This window comes from Kitasatospora sp. NPDC054768 (genome assembly GCF_053612025.1).
Map to the genome: position 1 here is coordinate 22,289 of NZ_JBSHBN010000073.1, position 20,105 is coordinate 42,393.

A 20,105-nucleotide genomic window follows, 5' to 3' on the forward strand; every position below is an offset into this window, starting at 1 on the left:
CGCCAGACGCGAAGCTCTGAGGCACTCCTCCCGGTTGCGGGGTGGCATCAGCAGGGTTCGAGATCTTTGTCCCGCACCCGCCGGTGCCGCCCATTAGGGTTGAGGGCATGCTGATGGATGCTCCTGGAGCGTGCCCGACTGGGGTCGATGGTGCACGCCAGACTGCTGATGGTCGCGCGAGCACATCCGCCTGCCAAGCATGTGTTCACCACCAAGACGGGGGTCGGCTGTGACCGAGGACCAGTACATCAACGTCACACCGCACCCGCGAATCCTGGGCGTGCTCGGTGATATCGAGTTCTCACACTGGCAGTGCCTGGCTGAGTTGATCGACAACTCCTTCGACGAATTCCAGGCGGCCAGCGGGACGGTGGATCGGCCCTCGGTCGCGATCTCACTTCCCCCGGCGAACTCGCAGCGTGCGACGGCTGAGATCACGGTGCAGGACAACGGCCGGGGCATGAGCCTGAAGGCTGTCACCAACGCCATCAGCGCGGGCTGGACCAGTAACGGCCGACATGGCTCTCTCGGCCTGTTCGGGATGGGATTCAACATCAGTACGGCGCGACTCGGTCGGCGTACCACGGTGCGTACCAGTCGGGCAGGCGATCCGGACTGGATCGAGGTAACGCTGGACCTGGTGCAGATCGCCAACTCCTCCAAGTACCAGGCGCCATACCGCGCGGTGCCTAAGGCCAATCGTGACGAGCATGGCACCACCGTCACCATCAGCGACCTCAAGCAGGAGCAGTACGCCACGCTCTGCCGCCCGCAGACGCAGAACGTGATCAGGGACAAGCTCGGGGAGGTCTACAGCTACCTGCTGGCGGAGAGGGGCTTCCTGCTTACGCTCAACGGCAAGAAGGTCAAGCCGCGCCTGCCCTGCGTCTGGGACGAGAAGCGGACCGTCACCCGCCAAGGCGTGGAGATCCACGCCGTCCAGAAGATCAACCACGTGCTGAGCGCCAAGAACGCCTGCATGGCCTGCGGGTACTGGAGTTCCGCCGACGCCGAGCTTTGCGAGGAATGCGGGCAGGATCGCCTCGAACTGAGGGAGCGCAAGATCTGGGGCTGGATCGGGATTCAGCGCTACGTCCACCGCACCGACTACGGGCTGGACTTCCTCCGCAACGGACGCAAGATCATGCTTAAGGACAAGCGGGTCTTCTACTGGGAGGACGAGGACAGCCTCGCTGAGGCGGAGCTCGAGTACCCCATCGACTCCGGAGCTGTGCAGATGGGCCGGATCGTCGGTGAGATCCACTGCGATCACGTCGCTCCGAACTACCAGAAGACCGCCTTCGAGTTCGAGACGGCCGAGTGGCGGCAAGTCCTGCGTGAGGTCCGCGGAACAAGCCCCTTGCGCCCAAAGATCGCGAAGAACCTCGGACTGCTGGAGAACCGTAGCCCCCTCGCCCTGCTCTACGCGGGCTTCCGCCGGCAGGACCCGGGGCTCAACTACCTGATCCCGGGTGACGGACGCAACGCCCTCCATGAGAAGGCCGCGCAGTGGGCCACGTTCATGCGGGCAGGCCACTACGAGTATCAGACCGACGAGGCGTGGTACCGCGCCGCTTACCAGCACGACAATCCGGTAACAGTGGAACCTCAACCGGGGAATGACGACATCCTCCCCGGGTTTGGGGCCGGACTCCTCGACCCGGATGACCAGGCTGAGGGCGGTGCCGCGCCGGCCTCGACCATTGCTGGCCAAGAACCGCCCGAGGACATTACCGCACCGGTGGAGACGCTGGACCAGCGGCTTCAGCGATACCGTGACAGCGCCGACCCCATCGTGGATCTGACGGGCCCGTACTACCTCGAAGACTTGGGGCGCGTCGATCTGACGGCTTGGGCGGTTCGTAGCCAGCACCTTGTCACCAAGGACGGGCAGGTCGCGCCTGTGATCGTCTCGATGGTCCGAGCCCCGCGCTTGGAAGTGTTCATCGATACCGGACACTCGATCTTCCGCGAATTCGGGACGGACATGCGCGACTTGGCGCTCGTCGAGGTCGCGGAGTTCATGCGGGTTCGGGCGAATAACGTGTCGATGCCCTTGAGTGAGATCGTCGCGCAGCTCAAGGTCCACACCTCCAGTCCCCGGCTGACGCCGGCGGCGATGGCGGAGGAATCCGAGCGGCTCCTCGAACAGGTGCGCTTGGCCATGGTGACGCCCGTCTCGGCGAACCCGGCGGTGCACTGGCTGTTGCTCACGAAGGACGAACGAGCGGACGCCGAGCGCCGGTTCGCGGTCGAGGCTGGTGGAACGTCCCCTTGGAGTAACGCGGTCACCAACGGCGAATTCATCCGATATGTTCCGGCCAGCGCCGTCATCCGCATCATCCAAGACTCCCCCGAGACTTTCCTTGACGGATCCGTTTTCAAGCGCGGATACATCGCTCTCAGTGATCCCGGGGCTCGAGCGCTCGTCGTGGAGCGGCTGATCAACCCTCTCGGAGACCTCGCGCTTCTGGAGCAGCACCGTCCACGCCTCGATGTGGAGGAGCTGGCCCGGATCAGGATCAGCTGCCGTCTCATCGCGCGCGACCTCGCCGACAACACGTAGGGAGGGCAGGATGCAATTCCTCAACGCTGCCTCGCTGCTGGACGCCGGACCGCTGCAGTTTCCCCGCCGCATCGAACGCCTCCTCTGGCATTTGGGCTTCTCCGACGTGTCCAACATCGACGGCTCCGGCGACGAGGGCGGCGACATCCTCGCCCGTCACAAAGGCGAGACCTGGGTAATCCAGTGCAAGTGGAAGCGACGTGGGGCCGTAGGAGCCGACGCGGTGGACGAGGTCGCTCGCGCACGGGATCACTACCGCGCACACCACGCCGTCGTCGTCACCAACACCCGCTTCAGTCCTGACGCTCGGCAGCGTGTGGCGAATCTGGCACGCCTGGGTCCCGGAATCCTCCTTTGGGGAGGAACGGACCTAACAACGAGCTTCGATCGGGTACCCCGCCGCTTCGGGCAGGTAACGCTCCGGCCCTATCAAGCTGAGGCCCTGCAAGCGTTGACCGCCGACCTCGACGCCTCGGGCCGCGCGCTGCTCGTCTTGGCTACCGGGCTGGGCAAGACCGTCGTCGGTGGTGAGGTGATCGCGGAGCATCTGCGAGGCGAGCCCCAAGACCAAGTCCTGGTCGTCGCGCACGCGAAGGACCTCGTCCAGCAACTGGAGCGGGCGCTCTGGCGTCACCTGCCTAAAGAGGTCTCAACGCGCCTCCTCACTGGGGACACACGCCCTGATGACCTCTCCGGACTCACGTGCGCGACAGTCGCGTCGGCGCTGTCCGCCGCGCGCTTCGGCTATCGCCCAGACCTCGTAGTAATCGACGAAGCCCACCACCTGGGCGAAGAAGGCCAGTACGACGAGTTGCTGGAACTCCTGAACTCGGCCCGCCACCTGGGCGTCACCGCGACCCCATGGCGCGGCGACAAGCACGACATCACCCATCAGCTCGGCGCCCCCAGCTTCACCCTGGGGATCGAGGATGGAATGCGGCGCGGCTACCTCGCTCAGGTCGACTACCGCCTGTTCGTCGACGACATCGACTGGGACATCGTCCGCGAGGCCAGTAACCACTCGTACGGATTGGCCGAACTCAACGCGAAGCTCTTCCTGCCGCAGCGAGACGAAGCCATCCGCGACGAGCTCGCCGCCACATGGGCCACCACGCTCAATCCGCGGGCTATCGTTTTCTGCCGCACTATCGAACACGCTGAACGGCTTGCCGACATGCTGCGGCGTACCCCGCTCTGGTCCGGTGCCCTCGCCATCCACGCCGGACTCGCTAAGAGGGAGCGGCAGAACCGCCTACTTGCCTTCCGCTCAGGCGAGGTGCCCATTCTGACGGCGGTCGACATTCTCAACGAGGGCGTCGATGTGCCAGACGTGAACATCCTCTGCTTCGCGCGAGTTACTCACTCCCGGCGGATCTTCGTGCAGCAGCTCGGGCGAGGGCTCCGCTTGCGCGAGGGAAAGGACCGGGTCGCGGTGTTGGACTTCGTCAGCGACCTCCGCCGCATCGCTGCTGCGCTCAAGCTCAAGCGTGCCCTTGGCGGCGATGGTGAAATCGAGACCCTGGCCAGGTTCACCCCGTCGAACATCGACTTCAGCGACCAGAAGGTGGCCACTCTCATGGACGAGTGGATTAAGGATGCGGCCAGCCTCGAGACCGCGTACGACGAGCACCGACTCCAGTTTCCCGCCGCCCTCGCCCCACAGGAGTAATGACCGTGTCCTTGCAGCAGCTGCCTGCGCCCATCCGTGAACGCCTCCTCATCGAGATCTACCAGCAGGCCAATGACCTGGACTGGGAGTTCTTGAGTAACGCTGACAAGACCAACCAGTACCGGAAGTGGATCGAGGATCCCAAGGTCGGCGGCATCCTGCTCTCCTATGGACCGGAGAAGGACGCCAGGGTCTGGATCAAAGACGTCCCCATGAAGGAGTACGCCCGGGCCCAGGAGGGAATCGGGAACTATGTCCGTTATGCGGTAAATCGATTCCAAGGGCCGGAGGAAATTGTTCGGGCGGCGTGTGGGAGCGGCTGGGCGATGAAGCCCGATTCGGTTGGAGAGAAGCCGAACCACTGCTACGCGATCGCCGACGCCGCCGCTCGGTACGTCTGCTGGGGCCGTGCTGGAACCTTCCGGGACCTCGTCTGGGCGGCACTGAATGAAGCCGTCGATTCGGTGGAGCGACCCGCGATCGTCATCACGACCCGCAACGGCGAGACCATCTCGACAGCCGACCGCGCGCGCCAGGAGCGACTCGCCTTGCGCTGTGGCGCGGACCTCCGGTACCTCCATCGCGAGATGGTCCCGAATCCTGACTATCTTCGGGTGACGGGCGGCGGCCAGAGTCAATCGCAACCCACCCTCATTGACTTGCCTGAGCGGTAGACGCGACGTGCTGTGCAGAGCCCGCATAGGCCCTGCTGGCTGGGCGGACGTCACCAGGTGGTGCCATGTGCGGCAGGATGCCTTTGGGTGGGGAGGCATCGGGTGTCGAGGCGGAGTCGTCGACATACCCTGATCAGGCGAAACGGCACGGCGGAGCGTGGGGCGGAACTGGCCAGTATGGTCGTCGTCCGGGGTCTCGTGGTGCGTAGGTCCCGCAGGGTCGCACGAGCCCGATGGCGCTCGGCGAATGCGAGGCGGAACTTGGGGGCTGCGGCGATGAGTCCGGCGCGTGCCAGATCCGTGCCAGAACTGGTGGAGAACGGCGGGCACCGGCGGTCTGCGTCGGGTGTTCGGCGGGCTGGTCGCGCCGGTATCGGTGCAGGTCGGGAGCGCTTTTTGGCCCGGAAGCCCAAAGATTCCCAAGCTTAGAGCGCGAGTTCGATTCTCGTCGCCCGCTCCAGCGGTAAAGCCCCAGGTCAGCGACCTGGGGCTTTCGCGTTGTCCGGGCCGGGTGCGGCGGGGCCGCCCTGGGGGCCGCGGGGGAGCTGGCTTCATGGCTGCGAACGCATGTGCCATGCACGGGAGTTGATGTTCGTCGTGCCTCCGGGTGATCACCGTGGCGATCGACGGGGCGTTCCGGGTCGAGCGTGTCCGGGCGGTCATGTCCGGAGCCGGGCGGCGCCCGCCTCGGTGCGCACCGGCCGTGGTCGTCCGCCCTGGCGAGCGACCGGGCCGGAGTCGACCGATGATGGAAGTCCAGGGGCGCGCGACGTTCGAGAGCGGCGTATGCGAGAGCGGCGTATGGCTGTATGGCATGTCCGGGACTTCACTCCGGACGACCTCGAAGCGATGGTTCGGCTCGACGCCGAGAGCGCCACCACGGATCGCGCCGCCGCCTTCCGTCTCTCCGACGTGGTCGCCGCGTTGCAGGCACGGAATCCGAGCGTCGTCGCGGTCGCGGACGGGCATCTGGTGGGCGCGGCGGTGGGCCGGGTGGACGGGGACCGGGCATGGGTGCTGCGCATCGCCCTGCACCCCGCCTGGCGGAACCTGGGCATGGGCACCGCCCTGCTGTCCGCGCTGGAGCACCGTCTGCGGGACGCCGGCGCCAGGATCGTCGCGGCGTTGCTGCCCGATGAGGAGACCGGCGCCACCGCACTGGTCAACTCCGGATTCCAACCCCACCGGGGGCTCACGTACTTCGAGAAGTCGGAGGCCGTCAGCGCCCAGGGCGCGACGGTCCTGGCGATGCTGGGCGCGGTCATGCCCGAAGCCCGTCTCTGGGAGCGGCTCACGGGCATGGCCGACGAGAAGCGGCTCATCGAACGGCGACTGGTGCTGCCCCTGGCGAACCCCGAGCTGGCGGACGCCCACGGGGTGGAACCGCCGCGCGCGGTCGTGCTGTTCGGCCCGCCGGGCACGGGCAAGAGCACGTTCGCCAAGGCCGTGGCCGGCCGGCTCGGCTGGCCGTTCATCGAGATCTTCCCCTCCCGGCTCGTCTCCGAGGACGGGCTGGCCACCGGACTCGGCCGCCGCTTTGAAGAGGTGGTGCAGCTCGACCATGTGCTGCTCTTCATCGACGAGGTCGAAGAGGTCGCCGGGACACGCAGCCTCGCCGCCCCCGCGTCGGTCGGCGTGGTCAACGAACTCCTCAAGTCGATCGTGCGGTTCCGTGACCGCGACGGCCGGCTCCTCGTCTGCGCCACCAACTCGGTGGCCGCGCTGGACCCGGCGTTCCTGCGCCACGGCCGGTTCGACTACGTCCTGCCGGTCGGGCCACCCGACGCCGCGGCCCGCGACGCGCTGTGGGCCGGCTACACCGCGAAAACGGGTACCGCCGCGGACACGGCGGTCCTCGCGGAAGCCAGCGAGGGCTTCACTCCCGCCGACATCCGGCAGGTCGCCATGGCGGTCGCCCAGAGCACGTTCGAGCGCACGCTCGACACGGGGGAGCGGACCCAGCCCAGCACCCAGGTCTATCTGGACGCGATCCACCGCACCCGTCCGACCGTTTCCGAGGAGATGGCCCGGGAGTTCGCCGACCAGGCGGTCCGCTACGGGCGCGTCTGAGGGGCCGCCGCCCCGTCGTACTCCGGTGTCCTACCGCAGGCGTCGGGTGGGAACCCACCGCGACATGCAGGGTTCGGAGTGGACCGAGAGTAACCTGGGCAGTACCGAAGGCACTTCGCATGCCGGCACCCGGATACTGGCGTCGTCTCCGGCGAACGGCAATGCCGGACCCGGCCCCGCGGGCCGGGCCCGGAGGCAGGTCCTTGATCATGGCCACGACGCTCGATCGTGCGACGACGCCTCGCGCCCTGGAACCCACCGTGCGGCTCTCCCTGGCACCTCGTGGTGCGCGGTCCGGCCGACTCGACGGAGCCTGGTGGCCCCGCTCGCGTGATCTTCTTCTCGAACTCCCCGCCCTGGCCGCCGAAATCGACGAGCGGTGGGGCCGGATCACCCGGATCACCGTGAACCCCGCGCAGTGGCCCGTCATCCCCCGGCGCATCCCGGTCACCGGGCACATCGTCCACGCGGGCTGGTTCACCACCGAGCAGGACGAGCACACGGTCGCGGTGTTCTCGTACGCCCCGCGCCGGCTGAACCTGCTGGTCGTCCCGCCGGAGACGGATTCCGTCGATGCCGCCCGGCTGATGTCGGAGGCGGCCGACCCGGCCGACATCCGGATCGCGAGCGACCTGATCGCCGCGGAGACGGGCGGTGGAGCGGCAGAGCGGCAGCCCCGTTCCGACTTCCTGCCGTCGGCCCCCGCTCCCTCCGGCGGTGCCGGTGAGGCCGGCAGGCGGGCGGATGTCGCCCGGAACAGGGCCGCCTCCTGGCCGGTACCCGCGTCCTCGGCGTCATCGGCGTCGTCGTACCGGTCGTAGCACCGGCCTTCGCCCCCGTCCCTCTGCGCCGGAACCGCACGGCGGAGGGGGCCGACGCGGATCGCCGTCAGTACTCGGCGCCTTTCCGCAGGTAGCTGCCCACGACCTGGAGCCACGCCCCGGGGCCGAAGCAGACCTCGATCCGGTACGGCGTGTCCTCGAAGACCCGCAGGACGCGCAGCGCACCACTCGGATGCAGGTCGTACTCGAAGGTGACGCCGTCCGCACCGTCCTCGTACTGCATGTCCAACGGCCCCTTCGACGGCTCCGCCGGTGCCCGGGCGTCGGCCGAGAGCTTCACGTAGACGGACATCTCCCCGTCCCGCCTTTCCTGTCTGTCCGAGGAGCCGGGCCCGCGGGACCGTCCCTCAGGACGCCTCGCCCGGTGGCTCGGAGTCGATGCCGGTGGCGACGAGGATCTGCCGAGCCGAGTCGCTTCCGCCGGCCTTGACCGCGCGGGCCATCGCGGCGAGCGCCGCCTCCTGGCTCGCCTGCGGGGGGACGACCAGCAGGCTGAAGTGATCGTGGTCGCCCCGTGTGACGATCACCGTGTCGTCGCCGACGGGGAACCGGTCGATGTGCACCGACCGGCCGTCGACGACCAGCCGGGCCGGTACGTCGTCCCAGGCTGCCGTGTCCAGCCCGACCCTCGCCACCGGGCCGAGGTGTTCGGTCAACGCCCTGACCAGGCCAGGGAGTTCGGCGCCGACGTCTCGTGAACGCGGCCACCACGCGCCGTCGAGCAGGCCTTCGCGCGACTGTGTGGTCTCCAGGCGCAACAGGACCGTCCCCGGCCGCGCGGCCTGCCGGAACCGGTCCGGCAGAAGGCCCGGGAACGCGGCACCGGCTTCGTCCGACATGGCTCGCCACCTATCCGCGGACGCGGCCCGACCCCACCGAGCGAGGGGCGGCCCTCGGGGGAGCGGCGGCACGGGCCGCTCCGACATCCCACGGTACTCCGCCCGCACCGGGTCGGCCCGGCCGGTCGTGAGAGCCGTGGTGGGGGCGGCCCGCTCAGCGCCACTCGATCAGGAACAGGGTCGCGTCGTCGCTCGTCCGCCCGCCCCGCTTCTCCTTCAGGACGTGGGAGAGCGCGCGCACCACGGCCCGCACCCCGTCCTGCGAGCGCTCGACGAGGTTGACCCAGTCGATGAGCTGTTCCTCCCCGAACTGCTCCCCGCCGGCCTCGCGCTCCTCGACCAGGCCGTCGGTGAAGCACAGCACCCGGTCACCGTGCCGCAGCACCCGCTCGCTGATCACCGGCTCCTCACCGCCGAAGCCGACCGGCAGGGTGGTCTCGCTCTCCAGCCGCTCGACGACGACGTGGTCGCGGATCAGCAGCGGTTGGGGATGGCCGGCGTTGACCCACTGCAGGTGGCCGGTCCCGGTGTCCAGGCGCATCATCTGCGCGGTGACGAAGTGGTCCGGCCCGAACTGCTCGGCGACGGCCCGGTCCATGAACGCGTAGATCTCGGCGAGTCCGATGTCGGCGCGCCGGGCGTGCCGGTACGCGCCGATGGCCACGGTCGCCATGGTCGCGGCGTCCAGCCCGTGGCCCATCGCGTCGATCGTGGCGACGTGCAGGAGGCCGTCGTTGAGCGCGTAGTCGAAGCTGTCCCCGGCCACCTGGTAGGCCGGTTCGAGGATGCCGGCCACGGCGACCTGCGGAACGGACAGCGACAGCGGTGGCAGCAGCGACCACTGGATCTCCGCGGCCACGCTCATCGGTTCGAGGCGCCGGGCCTGGAAGATCCGGTCGGTGTAGCCGCTCTTGGTGACCAGCAGATCGGCGACCAGGGCGGCGAGGCGCCGCAGCAGCAGCCGGTCGCCCTCGTCGACCGCGTCCAGGGTGAGGGCCAGAACCCCCACCTCGTCGCCGCCGTCCAGCAACGGCAGGTACATCCGTACCCCGTCGGGCCGCGGCTCCTCGACGGCGAGACCGCGCAGGAAGGCCGCACCCGCGGGGGAGCCGTCGATCGGCACCGGCTCCCCGGCGGCCAACCCCCGCCCCGGCAACGGCACCAGCACCAGCTGGCCGTAGTCCTGCAGCAGGAGCGCCGGGTCGCGGCCGCCGAGCCCGCGCACCGCGGCGGCGACCAGCGGGGCGATCAGCTGGGGCGGCAGCTCATGGGTCTGATCGAGCAGCGTGCCCAGCAGGCGTTCGCCGTGCCCCTCCGGCCGGTCCGGTCGCGCCGCGCCGGACAGCTGCTCACCGCTCATCGCTGTTCACCGCTCATCCCTGCCCGCCGCCGTCCTGCTCCCGCCGCCGTCCTGCTCCCGCCGCCGTCCTGCTCCCGCCGCCGTTCTGCTCCCGCGCGGGCACTCGACACCGGCTCGATCGACCCCGGCACCCCGGTGCAGTCCGCCGGGGCGGGTCCTTCCATTACGCCCGACGGCGGTGCATCGCGCCCTCCGGCCACGTCCCTCTCACGGGTGGCCGCCGGCGGGGATCCCGGGCGGGGTGGAGCACGGCCCCCGCCGTGGCCGCTGTTTCGGTTGGTCCGGCTCTGTCCCTTTCGCGTTGGCCGGGCGGTTCGGGCCGGGGTGGGCCGGGCCGGTTCGGGCGGTCAGTGGGGGAGGGCCCAGGCGGGGGTCCAGGTGTCCGGGGCGGCGGGGTCCGCGGGGGCGGCCGCGAGGTGGGCGCGGAGCGTGGGCAGCGCCGGGTGGGGGTTGTCGCGGTGCCAGAGGAGGGAGTGGGGGTAGACGGGCGTCGGGTCGGTCACCGGGATGCGGCGCAGGCCGTGGCCGGCGGGCCAGACGAGGCGGGTCCGCTCGCTCATGAAGGTGGCCAGGGCCGGGGTGTCGGCGATGGTGTCGAGGAGCACGTCGGAGCCGAAGTTGGGGCCGGTGGCCTCGATGGTGAGGCCGAACTCGGCGACCAGGTCGGCGTAGTAGGCGCCCCACTCGGTGCCGGGGGCGATGCCGGGCATCCAGATCCGGTGGCCGACCAGTTCGGCGACGGTCACGGATCCGGCGTCCGCGAGGGCGTGGTCGGGGCCGGTGAGGAGTTGGAGCGGTTCGTCGAGCACCCGGACGGACTCGATGTCCTCGGGCAGGGGCCTGCCGGGCGCGGCGACGGCGCGGAAGGACGCGTCGATCGTGCCGGAGCGGATGGCGGCGACGGCGGTGTCGATGTCGAACAGCATCAGCACGTCGAGGTCGATGTCGGGGTGGCTGCGGTGGAAGCCGCGCATCAGGCCCGAGACCGCGCCGCGTGAGTTGATCACGTCGACCCGCAGCGGGCGGCGGCCGGCGCGCACGGACGCGACCGCCCGCTCGGCGACCCGCAGCAGCTCGCGGGCGTGGGGCAGGAACGCCTGCCCGTCGATGGTCAGTTCGGCGCCGCGCGGGGTGCGGGTGAACAGCCGCACGCCGAGGTCGCGCTCCAGTGCGGCGACGCGCTTGGAGACGGCCTGCTGGGTGACGGACAGGTCGACGGCGGCCTTCTGGAACTGGCCGGCCTCCGCGATGGCGGCGAAGGTGCGTACTGCTTCGAGGTCCACGCGACCCACCTTAGAGAACAACCAGAGGTTGTGCGGAGTGGGTGAATCGGTTGTTTGACCTGCCGTAGTGGCGACCGATTGGCTCTCACCGGTCAACCCCGGTTTGTTCGGCCGGGGTCGGGACGTCGAGGGGAGCGCATCGCGCATGACGGGCGGGAAACGACTGGGCCGGCGGTTCGGATGGCTGTGGGCGGCGTACGCGGCGAGCGCGTACGGGTCCGGACTGGGGTTCGGGGCACTGCCGCTGATCGCCGTCCTGGTGCTGCACGCCGGGCCCGCCGAGGTGTCCGCGCTGTCCGCGGTGGGGCCCGCGGTGGGTGCGCTGGTCGCGGTGCCGCTCGCGCCGTGGGTGGAGTTCCGGCGCAAGCGGCCGGTCATGATCGCGACGGACCTGATCCGGTTCGCGGCCATGGCGACGATCCCGGTGGCCTACGCCCTCGGGTGGCTCGGCTTCGTCCAGCTGCTCGTGGTCTCGATCGTGATCGCCGCGGCCAAGATCGCGTTCGGCGCGGCCAGCGGGGCCTACCTCAAGGCGCTCGTCCGGCCGGAGGACCTGCTTGTGGCCAACGCGCGCTTCGAGTCCACGAATTGGAGCTCCATCGCGATCGGGCCGCCGCTCGGCGGGGCGGCGATCGGCTGGTTCGGGCCGGTCACCACCGTGGTGGCCGACGCGCTCGGCTACCTGCTCTCCGCGCTGGGCATCATCGCGATCCGTGACCGGGAGGAGCCGCCCGTCCGGGCCGGCGGGAACCCGGCCCGGAACGGCGGGAGCCCGCTCCGGGCCGGCGCGGTGCTCGACGGCTGGCGACACATCCTGGGCGACCCCGGTCTGCGGGCGCTCTACCTCAACAACATGCTCGTCTCCGGTCTGATCATGGCCACCGAGCCGGTGCTCGCCGTCCTTCTCCTGCGCCAACTCCACTTCGCTCCTTGGGAGTACGGCCTCGCCTTCGCCGCCCCCTGCCTCGGCGGGCTGATCGGCTCCCGGCTGGCCCGGCGGGTCGTGGAGCGCCACGGGCGGGACCGGGTCTTCCGGGTCGTCGGCACCCTGCGGGCCGTCTGGCTGATCGGTCTGGCCTTCGTCCGCCCCGGCGTGGTCGGGCTCGTCACCGTGATGGCCGTCGAGCTGGCGATCATCATCAACATGAGCCTGTTCAACCCGGTGCTCGCCACCTACCGGCTCGAACGCACGCCCAAGCACCTCGTCGCCCGCACCCTGTCGGCCTGGTCGATCGGCCAGCAGGCGTCCATCGCCGTCTGCACCGCGCTCGGCGGGCTGCTCGCCGACGCCACCGGCCCGCGCACCGCCCTCACGGTCGCGGGACTGCTCATCCTCGCCACCCCCTTCCTGCTTCCCCAACCCGACCGGACGCGGCCGGACGCCGTACCGGACACCCCGCCGGCCGCACCATCCGTACGGAGGACACCCGCATGAGCACCGACCGGGCACTCGATCCCGCGCACACCGCCCTCCTCGTCCTGGACTGCCAGCCCGCGATCCTGGCCGCGCTGCCCGGGGACGGGGACCGCGAGGCCCTGCTCGGCCGGGTGGCCGGGGCGATCGCCGACGTCCGCGCCGAGGGCGGCACCATCGCCCACGTGCGCGTCGGCTTCACCGAGGCCGACTGGGACGCCGTCCCGGCCGCCAACGCCATCTTCGCGCCGCTGGCCCGGCACCGCGCCATGCACCACGAGGACCCCGCCGCCGCCGTCCACGAGCACCTGGCGCCCGGGGACGGCGACATCCTCGTGCGCAAGACCCGCTACGGGGCCCTGTCCACCACCGACCTCGACCGGCAGTTGCGCGAGCGCGGCATCACCACGCTGGTCGTCTGCGGCCTCGGTACCGGCGGCGCCGTCCTGTCCACCGTCCTCGACGCGGCCGACCGCGACTACCGGCTCCTCGTCCTGTCCGACGGCGTCGCCGACCCGGACCCGGAGGTCCACGAGGTCCTGCTCCGCCGGGTCCTCCCCTCCCGGGCCGACGTCGTCGACACCGCCGGGCTGCGCGCCCTGCTCCGGGGCGACTGACGGCCACGAACCCGTCCCGCCCCCGGCCGCCGCGCCCACCCGGTGCGGCGTGCGGCGTGCGGTGTTCGTGGGGCGGCAGAGCGTCGAAGTGGCCGGGATCGATCTGGTTCCGGGGCGCCGCCAGCTGGTATCCGGTGGGCGGAGCCGGCCGGCGCGGGTGTGCGTCGAGCCCCGGCGCGACCCGGCCCCGCCGACAGGCGCCCGCAGACGGCCGACAGCCGCAGGCCGGTCGGCCCGCGGCTGTCGTGCGCCGTCCGGGTGGGCCGGAGCCGGCAATGGATCAGTGGATCAGCGGCGGGCGGCGAGGCCCTCCAGGCTGGGGACCAGGGTGGCCGGGGTGGGCAGGGCGGCGTTGTCGGCCTGCAGGCGGTGGGCGGCGTCGCGCAGCGCGGCGTCGGTGAGGATGCGGGTGAGCAGCGGGGTGTCGACGGCGTCGGAGGTGGAGCTCAGGGCGGCGCCGGTGGCGGTGATGGCGTCGGCGTTGAGGAAGTGGTCCGCGCCCTGGGGGAGCAGCAGCTGGGGCAGGCCCGCCTGGAGGGCGGTCAGCATGGTGCCCGAGCCGCCGTGGTGGATCAGCGCGTCGGCGCGGCCGAGCAGTTCGTTGAGCGGGACCCAGGGCAGGCCGCGGACGTTGGCGGGCAGGGTGCCGAGCGGGGCGAGGTCGGCGCTGCCGACCGCGAGCAGGAAGTCGGCGTCGACCTCGGCCGCCGCCTCGACCAGGCGGACCACCGCGCGGACGCCGTCGAGTTCGGCGAGCACGGTGCCCAGGGTGACGACCGCCCGCGGGCGGTCGGCCTTGCGGAGGAACTCGGCCGGGACGATGCCGCCGCCGTTGTACGGGACGTAGCGCATCGGCAGGCCGTCCGGGTCGCCGCCGAGCGGGCCGACGTTGAGCACCGCGGCGATGCCCGGGCCGGTCAGGCCGCGCTCCTCGTACAGGTCGGACACGTGCGAGGCCACCAGCTCGGTCATGGGACCGCCGGGGCTGGCACCGAAGTTCTGCACCACCGACGGGATCTTGAGCTGGGCGGCGACCAGCGGGGCGGCGGCCGCGAAGGAGTCGTGGACGATCAGGTCGGCGCCCCAGTCGGTGGCGGCCGCCAGCAGACCGTCCACGTCGGGACGGGAGGCGCGCGCGAACATCGCGGCCGCCATGTCGAGGATCTCGTCCTGGGTCCTGTTTCGGTTGACGTACTCGACCTTGCCGCCGAGAGCCTCCTCGATGATCTCCCGCAGGCTCCGGCCGTCGCCGATCTGGACGATGGGGAAGCCCGCGGACCGGATCAGCTCGACCGGCTGTCCGACGGCGAACAGGACCTCGTGCCCGACGGCGCGCAGCGCCTGGGCGGTGGGCACCATCGGGTAGAGGTGACCGGCCGCGGTGGGGCCGGTGAAGAGTATGCGCATGGTGGTCTCCTTGCGGATGTCGCTGACAAGGCAGTCTCACCTTTGAAGTTGACGTTCAGTCAATTCGATAAGGATCACCATGCGCGGTAATCGGCCTTTCTGGAGCAGGGCTTGCCTCTCGGGCAATGGTGTGCTCCGCGCGCCGGTCGCCCGGGCCGTGCGCGCCCGCCGGCCGGACCTCCCGTACGCCGCCGCCCGCTCCCTCCCGGCGGTCGGTTGCACGACGGCCGGTCGCGCGGCGGTCGGTCGTGCGACGGCCGGTCACGCGGCCGCGAGGAAGTCCCGGACGGTGCCGGTGAACGCCTCGGTCTCCTCGGCGAGCACGATGTGGCCGGTGTCGAACTCGGCGTAGGCGCTGCCGGGCAGGGCGGTGTGCAGCCGGCGGGCGTTCTCCACCGGGACGGTCGCGTCCTGGGTGCAGCCGATCACCAGGGCGGGCGCCTGGACGCGCGGGAGCAGCGGGCCGAGGTCCAGTCCGAGGTTGAGGGCGATGTGCCGCAGGGTGCCCGGAGTCGGTTGCATGTAGGCGGTGTTGGCCTGGACGGCGGCGCGCCCGATCCGGTCGAGGAAGCCGCGGCTGAAGGCGGTGAGGGTGGCGTAGCCGCCGAACGCGGCGGGGTGGTCGGCGAGCGAGAGCCAGGTGGCCATGGAGAGCCGCAGGTACTCGTCCTGTTCCGCGCTGATCCAGCCGGCGGCGGCGATCAGCCGGCGGACCCGCTCGGGGTGCAGGGCGGCGGTCGCGGTGGCGACGACGGCGCCGAGCGAGAAGCCGAGGACGTCGGCGGGGCCGCGGCCGGCGTCCTCGATCACGGCGGCGACCTGGGCGGCCAGCGCCTCCAGGGTGAGCGGCGCGCCGTCGTCGTCGGCGGCCTCGCTGCCGGAGAGGTCGGGCAGCAGCACGGTGCAGCGGTCGGTGAAGGCGTCCAGCAGGCCGTCCCACATGGCCGAGCCGGGGCCGGTGCCGTGCACCAGGACGAGGGTGTCGGGGCCGTCGCCGACGACGCGGTAGGGGATGCGGGCGGTGCCGACGGTGATGACGGGCATGGCGGGTCCTCTCGACAGGGGGCGGACGGTGGGTCAGAAGACGTGCGGCAAGCGGCCGGACGGCGGTTTCGGCCCGGCGGCTCGGCACGAGAAGTAAACTACACGGTGCAGATCAGTGATTCAACTGCACCGTGCAGTGCACTTTGAGGTGTGGGAACGGTGAGGGATGGAGCCGGGAGGGGAACTGCCCGTACCCGCCCGCCGTCCAAGCAGTGACGGAATGCCTGCCCGGGTTGAACGCCGGGAGGAGTACGGAGGGCCCTGTGCAGTCAGGTGGTGCCGAGCTGAACGTCGGATGTCCGGGCGGCGGCCCCGGAGGCGCGAGAGTCGCGCCGGTCCGTCGGCCGGGGTCCGGGCCGGGGTCGGAGCCGGGGGTGACGGTCGATCAACTCGATGCCGCCGAGCACTGCGAGACGCTGCTCCAGGACACCCTGGACGCGGTCCGTCCGGCGCCGGTCTGGCAGGGGGCGCCCGCACGGGCGGGGGCGCGGCTGCCGCTGCCGGGGCGCGAGTCGGAGCTGCTCTGGTACGTCACCCGGGGCCGGGACCTCCTCACCGTCGTCTCGCTGCCCCGGCGGGCGGTGCTGGCGGACGTGGTGGAGCGGCACTGGCGGCGGCGCGGCTGGACGATCACCTCGCTGAACGCCGGCCAGGAGCGCCCGGGCGTCGCCGCGACCACCCCGGACGGCTACCGGCTGGCACTGCGCTTCGGCGAGTCGGGCGAGGCCGGGCTGACCGCGAGTTCGCCGGGAGTGGCCCGCTCGGAGCGGGGCCCGGTGCTGTCCGGGAGCGTCGACCACTGCGCGCCGCCGCTGCCGTACGTCCGCTGTCCGTACTGGAGCGCCCTGGCGTAGGCCGGGACGCGCCGGGACGCGCCGGGGAGGCCGGAGGAGCTGCTGGAAGGGAACCGGGGGAGCTGCTGGAAGGGAACCGGGGGAGGCGTGGAGCGAGTCCCCCCGGACCCGCTCCACGCCGCCTCGTCGCGCGGCTTCGGCGCTGCCGCTCCCCCCGACACCCCGGGCAAACCCGCCGTTCCCCCCTGGCCACACCCTCCGGCGAGAGCGGTCCGCACAGGCCCCGGCGAGCCCCCACCCCCGGGGACGTCGTTGATCTCAAACTAACAAACCGCGTGGTTGGTTTGTCAATAGCGAAATCCACGAAACATCCACATTGTGGCGAGGCCCTCAGCGGAACCCGAAAAGGCCTCGGACCAGGGAGTTGTGGCCGATCCGGGACGGCCGGCGCCCGAGCCGCCCGCACCGGGCCGGTGGAGCCCACGGGCGGGCACCGGCTCGGAATCCGACATTCCGAGCATCATGGCAGCACGCAGTGACACCGGGCGGGCGCCCAGCGCAGCCGGGGGAACGGGGAGCGGGTCCGGCCTCAGCGCAGCAGCCGGCGCTCCTTCGCCACCGCCACCGCGCCCGCCCGGGTGTCCACGCCCAACTTGTCGTAGATCCGGCCGAGGTGCGTCTTCACCGTGGCCTCGCTGATGAACAGCGCCCGGGCGATCTCCCGGTTGCCCAGCCCCTGCGCCAACTGTTCGAGGATGTCCTGCTCGCGTTCGGTGAGCTGCGGTGAGGGCGCCCGCATCTGCGCCATCACCCTGGAGGCGACCGGCGGCGAGAGTACCGTGCGGCCCCGCGCGGCCGCGTGCACGGCGGCGAACAGCTCCTCCGGCCGTTCGGCCTTCAGCAGGTAGCCGGTGGCGCCGGCGGCGATGGCCCGGGTGATGTCGGCGTCCGTGTCGTAGGTGGTGAGCACCAGGACGTGCGGTCCGCCCGGGGCGACGGTGATCCGCCGGGTGGCCTCCACCCCGTCGATGCCGTCGCCGAGTTGGAGGTCCATCAGCACGACCTGCGGCGCCAGCCGGGCGGCCAGCGCGACGGCCTCCTCCCCGGTACTCGCCTCGCCGACCACCTCGATGTCGCCGGCGCTCGCCAGCAACGCCAGCAGCCCGGCCCGCACCACGGCGTGGTCGTCGCAGACCAGCAGGCGGACCGGGGTCGTCCGGACGGGAGTCGTGCTCATCTCTGCTCCAAGGTCATGGCCGCGCCGGGCCCGTCGGCGTTCCGGGCCGGTTGCCGCGCCGGGTGCACGGGTGCTCCGACTCATCGCTGCGTCAGGGGGATCGCGGCGGAGACGACGGTGCCCTCACCGGGCGTGCTCTCCACGGTCAGCCTGCCACCCAGCTGCCGCAGCCGGGCCCGCATCGCCGGCAGGCCGTACCCGCGCCCGCCCCCGGGGCCGGCCGCGTCCGGGTCGAAGCCCTGTCCGTCGTCGGCGATGTCCAGCACGGCCTGGTCGCCGAGGAAGGACAGCGTGATCGCGGCGGCCGAAGCCCCGGCGTGCTCGCGGACGTTGGCCAGTGCGCCCTGGGCGATCCGCAGCAGCGCGGACTGCGCGGCCGCGGGCAGCGGCACCGGCGTGCCGTCCAGGTGGAAGCGGACCGGCAGCCCGCTCTCGGCGGACTCCCGCTCGGCCAGCGACCGCAGTGCCCGGTCGAGGGTGCGGCCGTCGGACAGCTCCGCCGGGGCGAGGTCGTGGACGAAGCGGCGGGCCTCGGCCAGGTTCCGGGCCGCCACCTCGGCGGCGGTGCGGACGTGGGTGCGGGCGGTCGCCGGGTGGGTGTCCCAGGTGCGCTCGGCGGCCTGGAGCAGCATCTGCTGACTGGACAGGCCCTGCGCCAGGGTGTCGTGGATCTCCATCGCCAGCCGCTCGCGCTCGGCCAGGGTGCCCTCCCGCCGCTCGGTGGCGGCGAGTTCGCGCCGGGTGCGGACCAGATCGGCGATCAGCGCGCGCTGCCGGGCGGCCTGCCGGGCCATGACGAGGAAGACGCCGGTGGCGAGCCCGGCCACCGTGGGCGGCAGCAGGACCAGCGTGGCGTCGGCGCCGCCGGGCAGCCGGATCTCGGCGATCACCACCAGCAGGGTCAGCGCCCCGACCAGCGGGATGGCCGCCCTCGCCGGCAGTACCCGCAGCACGCTGTAGATCAGCGGGACGGCGCACCAGGCGAAGCTCGGCGCGAGCAGCACCAGCACCACCCAGAGGGCCACCACCAGGGCCAGCGGCCACCGGCGGGGCCGGCCCGGGGCGGGCGGACGGCGGTGGTCGAGCCAGGACCCGGCCGGCCGGGCGACCGCGAGGGCCGCGCTCAGCCCGATCACCCAGGGCGCCTGCGCGGTGCCGGAGTGGTGGGTGAGGTAGCGGTTGAGCGAGGCGGCGAGCAGCAGCAGGAAGGCGGAGTCCAGCAGCAGTGCCAACCGGCCCGCGTCCGGGTCGCCGGTGTCGCGGGTGTCGAGGGTGTCGCCGGTGCCGAGGGCGTCCCGGCGGCCGGTGCCGGTGCGGTCCGCAGCGCCGCGGCCGGCGGTCGGACGGGGCTGCTGCACGGGTGGCTCCTGGCTGAACGGGTGGTGCGGGCGCGGCCTGCGCCGGCCCGGACCGGCCTGCACCGGCCCGTACCGTCGCGGTCCGGCCTCGCACCGACCTGCGTCGATCCCTCGATGGTGACCCGTCCGGCCCGGGGCCGCATCAGCCGATCGGTTGACCCCGGCGTCCACCATCATGCCCGGACGTCCGCGCCGGACCGTCGATGTGGCGGCGTCTTCCCCGGGCGGAGGATCGAAGCACGCCGCCGGGCGATCCCCCCAACGGCCCGGCGGCCCCCGAACCCCCGCCCCACCCCACCCCGCCACACCCACCCCGCAGATCCGCTGAGGAGCTGGACCATGAAGAAGACCTCCGTGCGCACCCGGGTGCTGACCGGCACCGTCGCCGCCGCCGCGCTCGCCGCCGCCACCGTGGGCGCCGTCTCGGCCAGCGCCGAGTCCACCGACACCCCGGCCGTCCCGGTGGCGGCGAAGGCCGACACCCAGAACAAGAACCTGGCCGCGAGCAGCGGCCTGACCATCGACGCCGCCACCCGCGCCGCCCAGGCCGCCCTGGACGCGGCCACCAGGGCCGGCCAGCACGTGTCGGTCGCGGTCGTCGACCGCGACGGTGTCACCCGGGTGCTGCTGAAGGGTGACGGCGCCGGCCCGCAGGCCCCGGTCTCGGCCGAGCGCAAGGCCTTCACCGCGGTGTCCTGGAACGCCCCGACCTCGGAGCTGGCCAAGCGGCTGGCCCAGGCCCCGAACCTGAAGGACATCCCGGGCACCCTGTTCCTGGCCGGCGGTGCCCCGATCCAGTCGAAGGGCGCTCCGATCGCGGCCGTCGGCGTCGCGGGTGCGCCCAGCGGCGACCTGGACGAGCAGTTCGCGCAGGCCGGCGTCGCCGAGCTGGCGCAGTGACGTGAGCCAGGCCGCCGGCCGGCGCCGCGCG

17 protein-coding genes are annotated in these 20,105 nt (G+C 71.8%); 9 read left to right on the top strand and 8 right to left on the bottom strand.

Going from position 1 to position 20,105, the window contains the following annotated elements; translation table 11 throughout:
* Positions 1 to 229 precede the first annotated feature (229 nt).
* The 5 genes from ACWGKU_RS21935 to ACWGKU_RS21955 all read left to right on the top strand — a co-directional run bounded on the left by ACWGKU_RS21935 (position 230) and on the right by ACWGKU_RS21955 (position 7,800).
* Entirely contained in the window at positions 230 to 2,566 is a 2,337-nt protein-coding gene (locus tag ACWGKU_RS21935; RefSeq protein WP_452179076.1) for an ATP-binding protein, read from the top strand.
* Between the two features lie 10 nt (positions 2,567 to 2,576).
* On the top strand, positions 2,577 to 4,235 hold the full coding sequence (locus tag ACWGKU_RS21940) for a DEAD/DEAH box helicase family protein (RefSeq protein ID WP_452179075.1): 1,659 nt from the start codon (positions 2,577 to 2,579) through the stop codon (positions 4,233 to 4,235).
* Between the two features lie 5 nt (positions 4,236 to 4,240).
* Positions 4,241 to 4,909 carry a hypothetical protein gene (locus ACWGKU_RS21945; protein WP_402969290.1) on the top strand — a complete coding sequence of 223 codons (669 nt, stop codon included), beginning with the start codon at positions 4,241 to 4,243 and terminating at the stop codon, positions 4,907 to 4,909.
* Between the two features lie 801 nt (positions 4,910 to 5,710).
* Positions 5,711 to 6,979: an ATP-binding protein gene (locus tag ACWGKU_RS21950; RefSeq protein ID WP_452179074.1), complete on the top strand. Its 1,269-nt coding sequence runs from the start codon at positions 5,711 to 5,713 to the stop codon at positions 6,977 to 6,979.
* A 209-nt stretch (positions 6,980 to 7,188) separates the two neighbouring features.
* Positions 7,189 to 7,800: a DUF5994 family protein gene (locus ACWGKU_RS21955; RefSeq protein ID WP_401052319.1), complete on the top strand. Its 612-nt coding sequence runs from the start codon at positions 7,189 to 7,191 to the stop codon at positions 7,798 to 7,800.
* A 67-nt stretch (positions 7,801 to 7,867) separates the two neighbouring features.
* On the opposite strand, the gene ACWGKU_RS21960 is transcribed toward ACWGKU_RS21955, so the two are convergent.
* The 4 genes from ACWGKU_RS21960 to ACWGKU_RS21975 form a co-directional block, all read right to left on the bottom strand.
* Positions 7,868 to 8,113: a hypothetical protein gene (locus ACWGKU_RS21960; RefSeq protein ID WP_380549886.1), complete on the bottom strand. Its 246-nt coding sequence runs from the start codon at positions 8,111 to 8,113 to the stop codon at positions 7,868 to 7,870.
* A gap of 55 nt (positions 8,114 to 8,168) precedes the next feature.
* The gene (locus tag ACWGKU_RS21965) at positions 8,169 to 8,660 is read right to left on the bottom strand and encodes a DUF5994 family protein (protein ID WP_401052321.1); all 492 of its coding nucleotides are present in this window, start codon (positions 8,658 to 8,660) and stop codon (positions 8,169 to 8,171) included.
* Between the two features lie 154 nt (positions 8,661 to 8,814).
* Positions 8,815 to 10,020: a PP2C family protein-serine/threonine phosphatase gene (locus ACWGKU_RS21970; protein ID WP_452179073.1), complete on the bottom strand. Its 1,206-nt coding sequence runs from the start codon at positions 10,018 to 10,020 to the stop codon at positions 8,815 to 8,817.
* Positions 10,021 to 10,367: 347 nt separating this feature from the next.
* Positions 10,368 to 11,303, bottom strand: a complete 936-nt coding sequence (locus ACWGKU_RS21975; protein ID WP_380549877.1) for a LysR family transcriptional regulator — start codon at positions 11,301 to 11,303, stop codon at positions 10,368 to 10,370.
* Positions 11,304 to 11,448: 145 nt separating this feature from the next.
* Between ACWGKU_RS21975 and ACWGKU_RS21980 the strand changes: the two genes are divergently transcribed.
* Both ACWGKU_RS21980 and ACWGKU_RS21985 read left to right on the top strand, forming a co-directional pair.
* Complete coding sequence (locus ACWGKU_RS21980; RefSeq protein ID WP_452179072.1) at positions 11,449 to 12,738, top strand: MFS transporter; 1,290 nt, start codon at positions 11,449 to 11,451, stop codon at positions 12,736 to 12,738.
* Positions 12,735 to 13,334 (top strand): cysteine hydrolase family protein, encoded by a 600-nt coding sequence (locus ACWGKU_RS21985; protein WP_452179071.1) that lies wholly within the window; start codon positions 12,735 to 12,737, stop codon positions 13,332 to 13,334. Before ACWGKU_RS21980 ends, ACWGKU_RS21985 begins: the two co-directional genes overlap by 4 nt.
* A 288-nt stretch (positions 13,335 to 13,622) precedes the next feature.
* Here the strand turns inward: ACWGKU_RS21985 and ACWGKU_RS21990 are convergent, their stop codons facing one another.
* Together ACWGKU_RS21990 and ACWGKU_RS21995 are read right to left on the bottom strand one after the other, a co-directional pair.
* Positions 13,623 to 14,741 (bottom strand): nucleotide disphospho-sugar-binding domain-containing protein, encoded by a 1,119-nt coding sequence (locus ACWGKU_RS21990; RefSeq protein WP_452179070.1) that lies wholly within the window; start codon positions 14,739 to 14,741, stop codon positions 13,623 to 13,625.
* A gap of 261 nt (positions 14,742 to 15,002) precedes the next feature.
* The gene (locus ACWGKU_RS21995) at positions 15,003 to 15,785 is read right to left on the bottom strand and encodes an alpha/beta fold hydrolase (protein WP_452179069.1); all 783 of its coding nucleotides are present in this window, start codon (positions 15,783 to 15,785) and stop codon (positions 15,003 to 15,005) included.
* Between the two features lie 374 nt (positions 15,786 to 16,159).
* Here ACWGKU_RS21995 and ACWGKU_RS22000 point away from each other — a divergent pair, with 374 nt between their 5' ends.
* Positions 16,160 to 16,639 (top strand): hypothetical protein, encoded by a 480-nt coding sequence (locus ACWGKU_RS22000; protein ID WP_401054501.1) that lies wholly within the window; start codon positions 16,160 to 16,162, stop codon positions 16,637 to 16,639.
* A 529-nt stretch (positions 16,640 to 17,168) separates the two neighbouring features.
* On the opposite strand, the gene ACWGKU_RS22005 is transcribed toward ACWGKU_RS22000, so the two are convergent.
* Positions 17,169 to 17,816: a response regulator gene (locus tag ACWGKU_RS22005; RefSeq protein ID WP_401055080.1), complete on the bottom strand. Its 648-nt coding sequence runs from the start codon at positions 17,814 to 17,816 to the stop codon at positions 17,169 to 17,171.
* Positions 17,817 to 17,896: 80 nt separating this feature from the next.
* Entirely contained in the window at positions 17,897 to 19,174 is a 1,278-nt protein-coding gene (locus ACWGKU_RS22010; protein ID WP_452179068.1) for a sensor histidine kinase, read from the bottom strand.
* Between the two features lie 339 nt (positions 19,175 to 19,513).
* Here ACWGKU_RS22010 and ACWGKU_RS22015 point away from each other — a divergent pair, with 339 nt between their 5' ends.
* The gene (locus ACWGKU_RS22015) at positions 19,514 to 20,074 is read left to right on the top strand and encodes a GlcG/HbpS family heme-binding protein (RefSeq protein WP_452191535.1); all 561 of its coding nucleotides are present in this window, start codon (positions 19,514 to 19,516) and stop codon (positions 20,072 to 20,074) included.
* The last annotated feature ends 31 nt before the right edge of the window (positions 20,075 to 20,105 follow it).